This window comes from Dyella sp. 01N448, assembly GCF_056399225.1.
Map to the genome: position 1 here is coordinate 49,928 of NZ_JBFTQX010000013.1, position 12,408 is coordinate 62,335.

The window sequence follows — 12,408 nt, forward strand, 5'->3', positions numbered from 1 at the left end:
TTTTGTGACACCGCAGGTTTACTGTGCCGTATGCGGCGCACTCGCCGCCGGCGTCACACTCAGCAGATGCTCCGCATCCACGCGATCAAAGGTATAGCGCTGCGCGCAGAACTCGCAGATCACTTCGATTTCGCCTTCGCGCGCTTCCAGCGCCGCTTCCACTTCGTCGCGGCCAAGCGAGCGCAGCACCGCTTCCACGCGCTCGCGCGTGCAGCTGCAACCGAAGGCCAGCGGGCGTGGGTCGAACAGGCGCACGGACTCCTCGTGGTAGAGGCGATACAAAAGCTGCTCCGGCGGCGTGGACAGCAGCTCCTGCTGGCCCAGCGTGGCAGTGAGATGCTGGATGCGCGTCCAGGCGTCTTCGTCTTCCACGGCGTCGTGGCCGCCTTCGTCCGGCAGCTTCTGCAGCATCAGGCCCACGGCATGCTCGCCATCGGCCGCCAGCACGATGCGTGCCGGCAGCTGTTCGGACTGGCTGAAATAATTTTCCAGCGCCGAGGCCAGCTCCGGATGCTGCAGGTCGACCAGGCCCTGGTAGCGCTGGCCGCGCTCGGCATTGCCGATCGTGATCGCCATGATGGCGTCGGGCATCGCCGCCAGGTCCAGCGTTTCGGGCAGCGGATCGTTCCAGCGCGCCAGGCCGCGCAGGCGGCCGTGATCGGTGCACTCGGCGAACAACAGGCGCAGCGGGCCGCTGCTCTTCAATTCCACCGAGAGCGCGCCATCAAGCTTGATGTTGCCGGTCAGCAGCGCGCTGGCGACCAGGGTCTGGCCGAGCACCGAGCGCAGCGCCGCCGGATAGTGGGCGCGGCCGGCAACTTCGCGCCAGGCCGGGCCGAGACGGACGAGCACGCCGCGCACGCCGGCGCGCTCAAGCATGAAGCGATGCAGTACATCTTCGACTAGCACGGTTTCCACGGGATCGACCTCTCAAGAGCAATCCCCCTAGATGGGGGCGCCTGCATCCAGGCACAACGACCTTTGATACGGGCTGTCGGGGAAGGGGCTGGCGCCTCCTATACTGCCGCCAATTCCGTCCAAGCGCCGCCATGAATCCACGACGCCCGTTCGCCGCCCGCCTGCTCCGCACCCTGATGCTGCTTGCGATCTCCTGGCTGGCGCTGAGCTGGCTGGTGGTGCTGGTGCTGCGCTTCGTGCCGCCCTTGACCTCGGCGGTGATGATGGAGCGCCAGCTGGGCGCGCTCATCCATGGCGAGAAAGACTTTCGCCTGCAGCATCGGTGGGTGCCCTGGAGTCAGGTGTCGCCGTATGTGCCACTAGCGATGGTGGCCGGCGAGGACCAGAAGTTCCCCTACCACCATGGCTTTGATTTCGACTCCATCCAGACCGCCGTTGATGCCGCCGATGAAGGCCGTCGCCTGCGCGGCGCCAGCACGATCAGCCAGCAGACGGCCAAGAACCTGTTCCTGTGGAACGGGCGCAGTTTCATCCGCAAGGGGCTGGAAGCATATTTCACCGTGCTGATCGAGCTGACCTGGCCCAAGCAACGCATTCTCGAGGTGTATATGAACATCGCGGAGCTGGGCGATGGCATCTACGGCGTCGGTGCGGCCAGCGACGCGTATTTTCATATGGCCCCGGCGCGCCTTGGCGCGGCGCAGGCGGCGCGCCTCGCCGCGGTGCTGCCCAGCCCTCGACGCTTCCACGCGGATCGCCCCACGCCTTACGTACAGAGCCGTGCGAACTGGATCCAGCAGCAGATGGGGCAACTGGGCGGCCCGGGTTACCTGCAAAGCCGACAGCCCCCGCGCGACACGCGGCGACACTGAGGCTCGCCCCGCGACCTGCCAGTGCACTAGCATGCGCCCACTCTCCGGGGAATCGTCGCGCCTGCCATGTCACGCCTAACCGTTGTCGTGCCGGCCTATAACGAGGCAGCCGTGCTGCCAAGCTTCCACCTCCGCCTGAGCCAGGTGCTGGACGAACTGCCGTTCTCTTGCGACGTGCTTTACGTCGACGACGGCAGTACCGACGCCACCTGGGAACTCATCAACACCCTGGCCGCCGGCGACGCCCGCGTCGGCGCGATCAAACTCTCGCGCAACTTCGGCAAGGAAGCGGCGCTGACCGCCGGCCTGGATCAGGTCGACGCCGATGCCGCCGTCGTGATCGATGCCGACCTGCAGGACCCGCCGGAGCTGATTCCCTCGCTGGTGGAGCGCTGGCACGCGGGCTTCGATGTGGTCTATGCCACGCGCAACACGCGCCAGGGCGATACCGGCTTCAAGCGTTTCACCTCGGCCCTGTTCTATCGCAGCATGGAACAGGTCTCCGATATCCAGGTGCCGCGCGACACCGGCGATTTCCGCCTGCTGTCGCGCCGCGCGCTGGACGCCTTGCGCCAGCTGCGCGAGCGCCAGCGCTTCATGAAGGGGCTGTTCACCTGGATCGGCTATCGGCAGACGGCCGTCCATTACCTGCGCGAGCCACGCCAGGCCGGCGCCAGCAAATGGAATTATTGGCGCCTGCTGCAGCTGGCCGTCGAAGGCTTCACCTCGTTCTCCACCGCGCCCCTGCGGCTGGCCACCTGGACGGGCGTACTGGCCTCGCTGCTCGCCTTTCTGTTTGGCATCTGGGTGTTCGGCAAGGCGATGCTGCTCGGCGATCCGGTGCGTGGCTACCCGTCCCTGATGGTGGTGATCCTGTTCATGGGCGGCGTGCAGCTGCTCGCACTGGGCGTGATCGGCGAGTACCTGGGGCGCAACTATGCCGAGAGCAAACAGCGTCCGCTGTACTTCATCGAAGAGCGTTACGACGAGCGTCCCAAGCCCTGAGCGGCTTTCGCCGCGCGCTTCACATCGGGCCAACACCACGTCCGCGCGGCGGCGCTAGACTCCCTGCATGCGGCCGATCGGCGGCCTCCTGGGAGGTTCAAGCATGCGACAAGTCAAGCATTTGCTGGAAGGCAAGGGCACCGACATTTTCAGCATTGCACCGGACGCGCCCGTGCTCGAAGCGATCAAGCACATGGCGGAACGCCGAGTCGGCGCGCTGCTGGTGATGCGCGAGGATCGGCTGGTGGGCATCGTCTCCGAACGTGACTACGCCCGTAAGGTGATCCTGCAGGGTCGTTCCTCCGCGCAGACCGCGGTCTCGGAGATCATGAGCAGCCCGCCGCTGACGGTGGGGCCCGATACCGACGTATTCGACTGCATGCGCCTGTGCACCGACAGCCGCATCCGTCACCTGCCCGTGGTGACCGGCGAACGGGTCGTGGGTGTCATCTCCATCGGCGACCTGGTGAAGGAAGTGATCGACGCCCAGGCCGAACAGATCGAACAACTGCAGCGCTACATCACCAGCTGAGCGACGCTCAGGCTTTGGCGGTTTCGGCCTGCGCGGCCGCGTCCTCTCCGGCCCGCTGCTCCGGCAGCAGGTCGGGTGAATGACCGGCGCGCGCAGCCACCCACGTGGCCACCACCGCGACGCCCGCACCGATGCCGGCCATGCCGGTGGCTGCCATGCCCAGCGTGCCAAGCACGCTCACGCCACTGGTGACCAGCACGTCGCCGAAACGCCAGATCGCCGTCTCCACGAAGTTCTTGCCCTTGTAGCGCGTCTCGCGCGGCACGCGGGTGTACAGCGCGTCGACCGCCGGCTTGGTCATGCCATAGGCGAAGCCCCGCGAGCCGACCAGCATGATCGAGAGCATCGGCACCATGGCACCGAACAGGCTGACGTTGCCGATGCCCACGATCACCAGCAACACGAGCAGCACGAAGTTCACGATCGAAGGCAGCACCAGCCCCGGGCCCGCTCCCTTGCGCACCAGCAGCCAGCGCGTCAGCGTCAGTTGCAGCACCGCGCCGAGCAGGTTCGCGTAGAGATCCAGGTCGTTGTAGAACGAGGTGCGCGCCACCCGATCCGGCAGATGCGCCTTGGTGTAGTCGGCCATCAGCGCATAGGCCAGCGTGCCGATGCCATCACCCAGCACCATCAGCACCGCCATGTAGCGCAGGAACGGACGCGTCCACAATTCCTTGATGCCGGCCCACAGCGAACCGCCGATGGGTTCGTCGTTGCGCGCCTCTTCGCGGCAATCGTGTCGAGAGGAGAGTGTCACCAGCAGGGTCAGCGCGATCACCAGCGCCACCGCCGAGACCACCAGCAATGAGGCCACGCCGATGACCTGCACCAGGAACTTGGTGACCAGCGGCCCGAAGATGGCGCCGGCCATGCCGCCCAGCGCGATCAGCGGAAACACGCGACGCGCCTGCACGCTCTTGAAGATGTCCGCCATGAAGCTCCAGAACAGCGACACCACGAACAGGTTGAACACGCTGACCCAGATGAAGAAGCCCACGCCGAGCGTGCGCGCACCGATACGATCCTGCGCCATGAAGGCCGGCACAAAGGCGAGCAGGCAGGCGACGAAGAAGCTGTAGCTCCAGCCGAGCAGTCGCTTGCGCGAAAAATGCGAGACCAGCGCGCCGAACACCGGCGTCAGCAACAACATCACGCCGAAGGTGCTGGCGTAGAACAGGGGTAGCGATTGGGAGCCGACGGCGCCACTGAGCTGGTCGCGCACAGGCCGGATGATGTAATAGGCCGTCATCACGAAGAAGAAGGCCACTGCCGAGAGGATCGACGCGAGGCCTTCGTTCGCTGCGGCGGGTCGGGGGGTATTCACCGGCGTTTCCAGCGGGGGTCCGTCACAGACTAGCATGCGGCCTAGCGAACGCCGACAAGGACCAGGGGATTGGGATGACCTACGACATCATCATCGTCGGCGCAGGCTCGGCCGGTTGCGTGCTGGCCAACCGCTTGAGCGCCAGCGGCAGCAAGCGCGTGTTGCTGCTCGAAGCCGGGCCGTCGGACTGGCATCCATTGATCCACATGCCGGCAGGCATCGCGCGCCTGGCCAACAACCGGCGCCTCAACTGGAACTACCGCACCGAACCGCAGGCGCAGCTGTATGACCGCACGCTGTGGTGGCCCCGCGGCAAAACCTTGGGCGGCTCCAGTTCGATCAATGCCATGTGCTACGTCCGCGGCGTACCGGGAGACTACGATCGCTGGGCGCAGGCCACCGGCGATGCGCGCTGGTCATGGGAGCAGGTGCTGCCGTGGTTCCTGCGCAGCGAAGACAACACGCGCGGCGCCAGCAGCCTGCATGGCAGCGGTGGTCCGCTGGGCGTCAGCGACCTTCGGTATCGCAATCCGCTGTCGGAGGTGTTCATCGACAGCGCCCTGAGCGCCGGCTACCAGCGCAATGACGACTTCAACGGCCCGAGTCAGGACGGCTTTGGCTTGTATCAGGTGACCCAGCGCCACGGCGCGCGCTGCTCCACTGCAGCGGCTTATCTGCGACCCGCGAAGGAGCGACCGAATCTCCAGGTGCGTACCGGCGCCCTGGCGGCGCGCGTGGTGATCGCCCAAGGGCGCGCGGTCGGGGTGCAACTGCAAGGCAGCGATGTACTGATCGAAGGCGGCGAGGTGATTCTTGCCGGCGGTGCGGTAAACACGCCGCAGCTGCTGATGCTTTCCGGCATCGGGCCGGCCGATCATCTGCGCGAACATGGCATAGCCGTGCAGGTCGATCAGCCCGGCGTGGGCGCGAATCTGCAGGATCACCTGGACATCTGCACGCTCGACGGCAGCACGCAGAGGATCACCTACGACCATCTCAACGAACTGGCGGCAGGGTGGCGCTTCCTGCGTCATCGCGAGGGGCCGGGCACCTCCAACATCGCCGAGGCCGGCGGCTTCGTGCGCAGCCGGCTGGCCTCGGACGAACGCTGCGACCTGCAGTTCCATTTCGTGCCGGCGCTACTGGATGACCACGGCCGCCATCGCCTGCCCGGTTACGGTTACACCGTGCATGCCTGCTGCCTGCATCCGCGCAGCCGCGGCATGCTGCGACTGCGCTCGGCGGATCCCGCCGAGCCCATCGCCATCCACGCCAATTATCTGGGTGATGCCGAAGGGCACGATCTCCAGCGCATGATCGAAGGCGCCCGCCTGTCGCGTGAGATCCTCTCGCAATCCGCCTTCAACCGGTTTCGCGGCGCGCCGGTTTTTCCCGAACGTGCAATCGCCAGCGATGCCGAGTACGCCGACTTCATCCGGCGCAAGGCGGAGACCATCTATCACCCGGTGGGAACCTGCCGCATGGGCGGCGACAGCGATGCGCCGCTGGACAGCGAGCTGCGTGTACGCGGCGTGCAGAACCTGCGCGTGGTCGATGCATCGGCGATGCCCAGCCTGCCCACCGGCAACACCAATGCGCCGGTCATCATGATCGCCGAGCGGGCCAGCGCGCTGATCCTGAATGAAACCAAGCAGGCGGCGGGATTGTCCCAGTAGATCCATCCGCCATATGGGCAGAGGATTTTCCAGGTTTCCTGCGCTACTCTCCGGCGGCCGTCATGGATCGACCTGGCTCAACGCCCAGCTCGCTCCGAGCTGTCCTTCGACCCGCGTCACGCGACGCCCAGCCCATTCGAACAGCATGACGTTACGCACGCTTCCACTGCTCATTGCCGCCGCCCTGGGATGGGCCGGCACCCTGCCCGCCGCATATGCGGCGGCACCGGCGAACGACGCCAACGTTTCTGCGTCCTCGCCGGGCGTGCCTGCCGATCGCATGAAGGACACGCTGAGTGCTTACCAGCAGTGGCTGGGGCGCGTGGATCAGCGCAACGTGGTGGCCGGTTTGGCGACCGCCGTGGTGGCCGACAACAAAGTCGTGTTCGAAGACACCATCGGTTACGCCAACGCCGCCACGCGCGAGCCGGTGACGCCCGAGACGGTGTTCCGGCTGGCATCGCTGTCCAAGGCGTTCGCGACGGCCCTCACGGGCGTGCTGGTGGGCAATGGCAAGCTCTCCTGGGATACCAGGCTCGTCAACGTGCTGCCGTTCTTCCGGCTCAAGAGCGACAGCGCCGCGCAGCAGGCGACGGTGCGCGACATTCTCGGCCAGCGTCTGGGCCTGCCCAAGAACACCTACGACAGCATGCTCGAGGACAACGTGCCCTATGAAGAACTGGTGCGCCGGCTCGACGAGGTCTCGCTTACCTGCGATGTGGGTCAGTGCTATGGCTATCAAAACATCGCTTTCAGCCTGATCGGCGACGTGGTCTATGCGCAGACCGGCGACTTCTTCACCCGCCAGGTCGACAAGAACATCTTCTTCCCGCTGGGCATGAAAACGGCGAGCTACGGTCGCGAAGCACTGGAAGCGAGCAAGAGCTGGGCACGCCCGCATCGTCCCGGCAGCAACGGCTGGATTCCGTTCGAGCCCAAGGATGCCTATTACCGCGTGGCTCCCGCGGCGGGCGTCAATGCGAGCCTGAAGGACATGGAGCAGTGGTTGATCGCGCAGATGGGCGGTCGACCGGATGTGCTGCCGGCCTCGCTGCTCAACACGCTGCACGCACCGGAGGTGTCCACCCCGGTCGAGATGCATTCGGCGCCGTGGCGTCGCGCGCGGCTGGAGGATGCCTCCTACGCGCTGGGCTGGCGCGTGTTCGATTACGAAGGCGAAACGATGATCTTCCACGCCGGCGCGGTCGAAGGCTATCGCACCATGATCGGCTTCCTGCCCCGGCAGCACGTGGGCCTGGTGATGATGTGGAACTCCGCCGATCCCCTGCCCGCCGGCCTGCTGCCGATGGTATTCGACAGCCTGCTCGGGCTTCCGCACGTGGATTGGGCGGGCATCGAAAGCGATGCGCCGGCAGCCAACACGGCCAAGGGCAAGACGCGCAAGAAGAGCAAGAGCGCGACCACGGCGCACGGCAGCAAGCGCTAACGACCAGCCCATGAAAAAAGCGCCGCATGTTTCCATGCGGCGCTTTGCGTTGCCGGGCGCTGGCCGCCAGTGCGGCCAGTCATCCATCAGTTGAGCTTGAACACGATGCGGCGCTTGTCCTGCGACGACACCGGGCTGCCGTCCTGCGTGGCCGGCTGGTACTTCCAGCGACTCACCGCTTCGGTGGCTGCACGATCGAACACGTGACGCGGCTCGGCATCCACCACCTTGACGTCGTCCACCGTGCCTTCGGGCGTGATGGTGAAGGCCACTTCCACCCAGCCTTCCTGGTTCGCACGGACGGCGGTGGTCGGATAGCGCGGCGGCACGTTGCGCAACAGCACGGCCGGATGCGTACCGGCGGCACTCGCCGTCCCGCTGTTGCCGGCGCTGGCGGTGGTGGGCGAGGCCTGCTGCTGACGGGCCGCTTCCGCCGCCTGTTGCTGCGCCGCGCGTGCCTGTGCCGCACGCTGGTCGGCCAGCGCCTTCTGCTGGGCTTCGGCAGCAAGGCGATCGGCATCGGCCTTATCCGACGCTGCCTTTTGCGTGGCCAGCTGCTGTTGCTTCTCCTTGTCCGAGGCCAGCTGCTGCTCGCGATCGAGCAACTTGCGCTGGGCATCGAGCTTGGAGCGCAGGATGGTCAGCGTGTAGTTCGCCGGGTCGGCCTTGGTGAGCAGATCGATCTGTCGCTGGGCTTCGTTGAAGTCGCGCTGGTTGATCGCCTGTTCGGCCACGCTGGCGCCCACCGGAAAGGTCTCGCGCAGCGCATCGGTGGCCACCGGGTTGCCCGGTTGCTTCTCCAGCACCTTTAGATAGAACTCGAAGGCGTTGTTGCCGGCCGGGGCCAGCAGACGCTGTTCGTTGACCGCCTTGCGGGCTTCCGAGAGCAGCTGGTTCATGCTCATGGCGGCCACGTTGACCGGTGGTGGCGGTGCTTCAGGACCCGCCTTTATCGGCGTGGACGGATGCGCACCGACGTCGGCATCGACCAGGTCCTGGTGCGGTTTGATGATGAGGAACCAAGAAGCTGCGGCAAGGACGGCAACGACAGCAACAATGGCAATGGCAGCGGGCCGAATGGCCCCACGCGCGTAGCTACGCGCATGATGTTTGTTTCGGGTATCCATGATCTCTCACCGAGTGGCATCAGATACCCGCGCTTTTTCCCCCTGTGAATCCAGGAGCGGCAGCCTCCCCAGGCCACCGCGGCGCGGATGTGTGAAAGGTAACCGTAATGCAGCACTACGGCAAATCGGTCGTCGTGTCGGCGACTAGCCGCACATCGCGTCGTATCGGGCTTGCTCGGGCGTCGCTGACGCCTGACCGTCGTCGCTAGGAAATTTTCTTACCCAAGATTCCGCCGAGGTAATGCTCTCTGTCTCCTGTAGGAGCGCACTTGTGCGCGACAACCCTACGGAGCCGTGCCCCCGGTCGCGCACAAGTGCGCTCCTACAGAGTTTTTCAGGCCCCACAAACGAAGCGTCCCGGCAAGGGCCGGGACGAGTCGCTCTTTCGAAGGACTCTCCCCGCGCTGGGCACCGCGGGGAGAAAAGTCGTTCTTGCTTGTTATTAAGAGTAACGCTTAAAGCTTACTTCTTGGCCTTGGGGGCCTTGGCAGCCTTGGGGGCCTTCGCAGCCTTGGTCGCCTTGACGACCTTGGCAGCGGCAGCCTTCTTCACGGTGCGCTTCTTAGCAACAGCCTTCTTCGCAACCTTCTTGGTCGCGACCTTCTTCACGGCAGCCTTCTTGGCAGCAGCCGGGCGCTTCTTAGCAACAGCCTTCTTGGCGACCTTCTTGGCAGCCTTCTTGGCGGCCGGCTTGCGGGCGACCGGCTTCTTGGCAGCGGTCTTCTTCACGGCGGTCTTCTTGGACGCCTTCTTGGCGGCCTTCTTTGCGGTGGCTTTCTTGGCAGTGGCCATAGTTCGTCTCAGCTCCTCATCAGTTGGCAGTGGTTGCCCAGTAAAAGCGTGCAGGAACGCCTCAACCAGCAGATCGCTGTTCGTGGCGTGCCGAAGATTGTTCACCTGACGACGGGTGCGTTCGTCAGACAAGGGCCTCAAAATGTGCAATGGGATCGAGACCGTGATCTTGCGTACTGCGCCGGCCTTCTCTCCATGATCGACATAAGGCTTGATGAATTTCGATGTTGCCATGGCACCCGTTCTCCGTGTTCCGATGCGAAAGCTATTCCTGAAGATTTCAGCTGTCAATTGATTTTAACCATTAAATCAATCCGTTTCATCCACCCCCGGGAGGGTCCAAACCCCCGCCAGACAAGGCCTTACGGGGGTTTGAAGGCATTTTCGTTTGGACGTCCATACATCCAGATGTTAATGCCCTTTTGATTACCTCGACACCGACAAAACCGCTTAAAACAAGCCATTTTGTCTTTTCCGTGCACAGCCGCCTGACAGACGTGCGTCTCACAAGTCGAGACACATCAACGACATGCCGGGGGCCTCCCCGGCACACCCCTTTTGATGAACGAAAGGCGACTGAATTTATTTTTTCAAAGACCGGTCCGGAGGGTCGTTCCGGACCGTCATCGGCAGGTCCGGAGGCGTCGAAGAGGGTCGACTCGCGACGCGACCCCGGCTTGCCGGATCGCCATGTTGGACTTCTATCGGCATGGACGGCGATAACTTCAACGTAAAAATCGACGCCTCCAATCCTCTCCGGATCGGTTCTTCGCGCGTCGAAAAAACCGATCCCGCGACTCAAAAAGAAGCCGGCCGCTTGAGGCGGCCGGCATCGGGTGCAGCATCGAACGTCAGGGCTTAGTGGTCTTCGTTTTCGACCAGCTCGGCGTAGGCGTCGGCGTCGAGCAGCTCATCGAGCTCGCCGCGATCGCTGGCGCGGACCAGGAAGATCCAGCCGTTGCCGAAGGCGTCTTCGTTGATGGTTTCGGGCTTGTCGTTGAGCTCTTCGTTGACCGCCACGATCTCGCCGGAGACCGGGCTGTAGATGTCCGAAGCGGCCTTGACCGACTCGACCACGGCAACGCCGTGACCGGCCTGCACGCTCGCGCCGATCTCCGGCAGCTCGACGTACACCAGGTCACCAAGCTGGCCCTGGGCGTGGTCGGAGATACCCACGCGAACCAGGCCGTCGTCTTCGACGCGGGCCCATTCGTGGGACTTGAGGAATTTCAGATCGCCGGGAATCTCGCTCATGATCGGATCCAGTCGTTGGTATGGGTCGTGGGTGGAGCGCCAATTCTAGCTGCCTTCACCCGATGGGCAACACGGGCTTAGCCCGTGCCGCATTGATGCCTGAAGTCAGATGCCTTCGCAGGGTTGGCCGTCGCGCACGAAGGGGTATTTCACGATGCGTACCGGCACTTCGCGGCCGCGGATATCCACGCGCACGTCACCCGGCTCGCCGACCGGAATGCGCGCAAACGCCACCGCCTTGTTGAGCGTCGGCGCAAAGCTGCCGGACAGGATCTCGCCGGCGCCGTTGGCGGTGAGCACGGCCTGACCGTGACGCAGCACACCTTTGTCGTCGAGCACGAGGCCGACCATCACGCGCTGTACACCCGCCGCCTTCTGCGCCTCGAGCGCCTTGCGGCCGATGAAGTCGCGACCTTCGTCCAGTGCGATGGTCCAGCCCAGGTTCGCTTCCCATGGCGACACGGTGTCGTCCATGTCCTGGCCATAGAGGTTCATGCCCGCCTCCAGGCGCAGCGTGTCACGCGCACCCAGTCCGGCCGGCGCGACGCCGGCGGCGGCGAGCGCCTGCCACAGGGCCACGGCGTGTTCCTGCGGCACGATGATTTCGAATCCGTCTTCGCCGGTATAGCCGGTGCGGGCAACGAACAGCGGCATGCCATGCGGACCCTGCGCCGCGGCGGCAGCGAACTTGCCGAGCTTCTTCATGCGCTCGTGATCCACCTCGGCCAGCAGGCCGATCACCTTGGCGCGGGCGTTCGGACCCTGCACCGCGATCATGGCGTAGTCCGGACGCTCCTTGACCTCGACGTCGAACGCCTTGGCCTGCTTGGTGATCCACGCAAGGTCTTTCTCGCGGGTGGCCGCGTTCACCACCAGGCGGAAAAACTCCTCGCCCAGGAAGTAGACGATCAGGTCGTCGATCACGCCGCCCTGCTCGTTGAGCATGCAGGAGTACAGCGCCTTGCCCTGCACCTTGAGCTTGTCGACGCTGTTGGCCAGCAGATGGCGAAGGAACTCGCGCGTGCGTGCGCCGTGCAGGTCGACCACGGTCATGTGGGAGACGTCGAACATGCCGGCGTCACGGCGCACGACGTGGTGTTCCTCGATCTGCGAGCCGTAGTTGATCGGCATGTCCCACCCGCCGAAATCGACCATGCGTGCGCCCAGCGCACGATGGGTGTCATTGAGTACGGTCTTGTCGGTCATCGCAGTCGTGCTCTGGGGAAAGAAGCATTATCGCCGGGCGCATGGATACATTCCAAGCCGAGCGCGCCCGCGCACTTACCGTGCGTTGGCGTATCGGCGGAGGATCGTGCGGCGCAGCATGTGAACCGCGAGCCAAGTCGAGCGACGACTGTTCCCGCTCGTCATTCCGGCGCAGGCCGGAATCCAGTGGCCGAGCAGCCCGGTTATCGCGACACACAAGACTGTCATCAACCCGCGACGATCGTGGAGCAGGGC

12 protein-coding genes are annotated in these 12,408 nt (G+C 64.7%); 6 read left to right on the plus strand and 6 right to left on the minus strand.

Annotated features, from left to right (window positions below):
- Positions 1-18: 18 nt before the first annotated feature.
- Entirely contained in the window at positions 19-918 is a 900-nt protein-coding gene (gene hslO, locus AC1DKY_RS17805) for an Hsp33 family molecular chaperone HslO (protein ID WP_441604972.1), read from the minus strand.
- Positions 919-1,049: 131 nt separating this feature from the next.
- Here hslO and mtgA point away from each other — a divergent pair, with 131 nt between their 5' ends.
- From mtgA to AC1DKY_RS17820, 3 genes are all read left to right on the plus strand, one after another.
- Positions 1,050-1,790 carry a monofunctional biosynthetic peptidoglycan transglycosylase gene (mtgA, locus tag AC1DKY_RS17810; RefSeq protein ID WP_441604973.1) on the plus strand — a complete coding sequence of 247 codons (741 nt, stop codon included), beginning with the start codon at positions 1,050-1,052 and terminating at the stop codon, positions 1,788-1,790.
- A 66-nt stretch (positions 1,791-1,856) separates the two neighbouring features.
- Entirely contained in the window at positions 1,857-2,795 is a 939-nt protein-coding gene (locus tag AC1DKY_RS17815) for a glycosyltransferase family 2 protein (protein ID WP_441604974.1), read from the plus strand.
- Positions 2,796-2,898: 103 nt separating this feature from the next.
- Complete coding sequence (locus AC1DKY_RS17820; protein ID WP_121877911.1) at positions 2,899-3,327, plus strand: CBS domain-containing protein; 429 nt, start codon at positions 2,899-2,901, stop codon at positions 3,325-3,327.
- Positions 3,328-3,334: 7 nt separating this feature from the next.
- Here AC1DKY_RS17820 and AC1DKY_RS17825 read toward each other — a convergent pair whose 3' ends face one another.
- Complete coding sequence (locus AC1DKY_RS17825; RefSeq protein ID WP_441604975.1) at positions 3,335-4,651, minus strand: NTP/NDP exchange transporter; 1,317 nt, start codon at positions 4,649-4,651, stop codon at positions 3,335-3,337.
- Positions 4,652-4,725: 74 nt separating this feature from the next.
- Here AC1DKY_RS17825 and AC1DKY_RS17830 point away from each other — a divergent pair, with 74 nt between their 5' ends.
- Together AC1DKY_RS17830 and AC1DKY_RS17835 are read left to right on the plus strand one after the other, a co-directional pair.
- Complete coding sequence (locus AC1DKY_RS17830) at positions 4,726-6,327, plus strand: GMC family oxidoreductase (RefSeq protein WP_441604976.1); 1,602 nt, start codon at positions 4,726-4,728, stop codon at positions 6,325-6,327.
- A 145-nt stretch (positions 6,328-6,472) separates the two neighbouring features.
- Entirely contained in the window at positions 6,473-7,774 is a 1,302-nt protein-coding gene (locus AC1DKY_RS17835; protein WP_441604977.1) for a serine hydrolase domain-containing protein, read from the plus strand.
- An 86-nt stretch (positions 7,775-7,860) separates the two neighbouring features.
- Here the strand turns inward: AC1DKY_RS17835 and AC1DKY_RS17840 are convergent, their stop codons facing one another.
- Positions 7,861-8,679, minus strand: a complete 819-nt coding sequence (locus AC1DKY_RS17840; RefSeq protein WP_441604978.1) for an energy transducer TonB — start codon at positions 8,677-8,679, stop codon at positions 7,861-7,863.
- Positions 8,680-8,739: 60 nt separating this feature from the next.
- Here AC1DKY_RS17840 and AC1DKY_RS17845 point away from each other — a divergent pair, with 60 nt between their 5' ends.
- The gene (locus tag AC1DKY_RS17845) at positions 8,740-8,949 is read left to right on the plus strand and encodes a hypothetical protein (protein WP_441604979.1); all 210 of its coding nucleotides are present in this window, start codon (positions 8,740-8,742) and stop codon (positions 8,947-8,949) included.
- Positions 8,950-9,363: 414 nt separating this feature from the next.
- On the opposite strand, the gene metJ is transcribed toward AC1DKY_RS17845, so the two are convergent.
- The 3 genes from metJ to gcvT form a co-directional block, all read right to left on the minus strand.
- Positions 9,364-9,927: a met regulon transcriptional regulator MetJ gene (gene metJ, locus AC1DKY_RS17850; RefSeq protein WP_441604980.1), complete on the minus strand. Its 564-nt coding sequence runs from the start codon at positions 9,925-9,927 to the stop codon at positions 9,364-9,366.
- A 624-nt stretch (positions 9,928-10,551) separates the two neighbouring features.
- A complete protein-coding gene (gene gcvH / locus AC1DKY_RS17855) occupies positions 10,552-10,947 on the minus strand; it encodes a glycine cleavage system protein GcvH (protein ID WP_046972737.1) in 396 nt (131 codons plus the stop codon).
- Between the two features lie 105 nt (positions 10,948-11,052).
- The gene (gene gcvT / locus AC1DKY_RS17860) at positions 11,053-12,153 is read right to left on the minus strand and encodes a glycine cleavage system aminomethyltransferase GcvT (RefSeq protein ID WP_441604981.1); all 1,101 of its coding nucleotides are present in this window, start codon (positions 12,151-12,153) and stop codon (positions 11,053-11,055) included.
- Positions 12,154-12,408 lie beyond the last annotated feature (255 nt).

Coding starts and splice junctions, on each gene's coding strand:
- mtgA (WP_441604973.1), top strand. CDS start 1,050: ATGAATCCACGACGCCCGTTCGCCGCCCGCCTGCTCCGCACCCTGATG.
- AC1DKY_RS17815 (WP_441604974.1), top strand. CDS start 1,857: ATGTCACGCCTAACCGTTGTCGTGCCGGCCTATAACGAGGCAGCCGTG.
- AC1DKY_RS17820 (WP_121877911.1), top strand. CDS start 2,899: ATGCGACAAGTCAAGCATTTGCTGGAAGGCAAGGGCACCGACATTTTC.
- AC1DKY_RS17830 (WP_441604976.1), top strand. CDS start 4,726: ATGACCTACGACATCATCATCGTCGGCGCAGGCTCGGCCGGTTGCGTG.
- AC1DKY_RS17835 (WP_441604977.1), top strand. CDS start 6,473: ATGACGTTACGCACGCTTCCACTGCTCATTGCCGCCGCCCTGGGATGG.
- AC1DKY_RS17840 (WP_441604978.1), bottom strand. CDS start 8,679: ATGAGCATGAACCAGCTGCTCTCGGAAGCCCGCAAGGCGGTCAACGAA.
- AC1DKY_RS17845 (WP_441604979.1), top strand. CDS start 8,740: ATGCGCACCGACGTCGGCATCGACCAGGTCCTGGTGCGGTTTGATGAT.
- metJ (WP_441604980.1), bottom strand. CDS start 9,927: ATGGCAACATCGAAATTCATCAAGCCTTATGTCGATCATGGAGAGAAG.
- gcvH (WP_046972737.1), bottom strand. CDS start 10,947: ATGAGCGAGATTCCCGGCGATCTGAAATTCCTCAAGTCCCACGAATGG.
- gcvT (WP_441604981.1), bottom strand. CDS start 12,153: ATGACCGACAAGACCGTACTCAATGACACCCATCGTGCGCTGGGCGCA.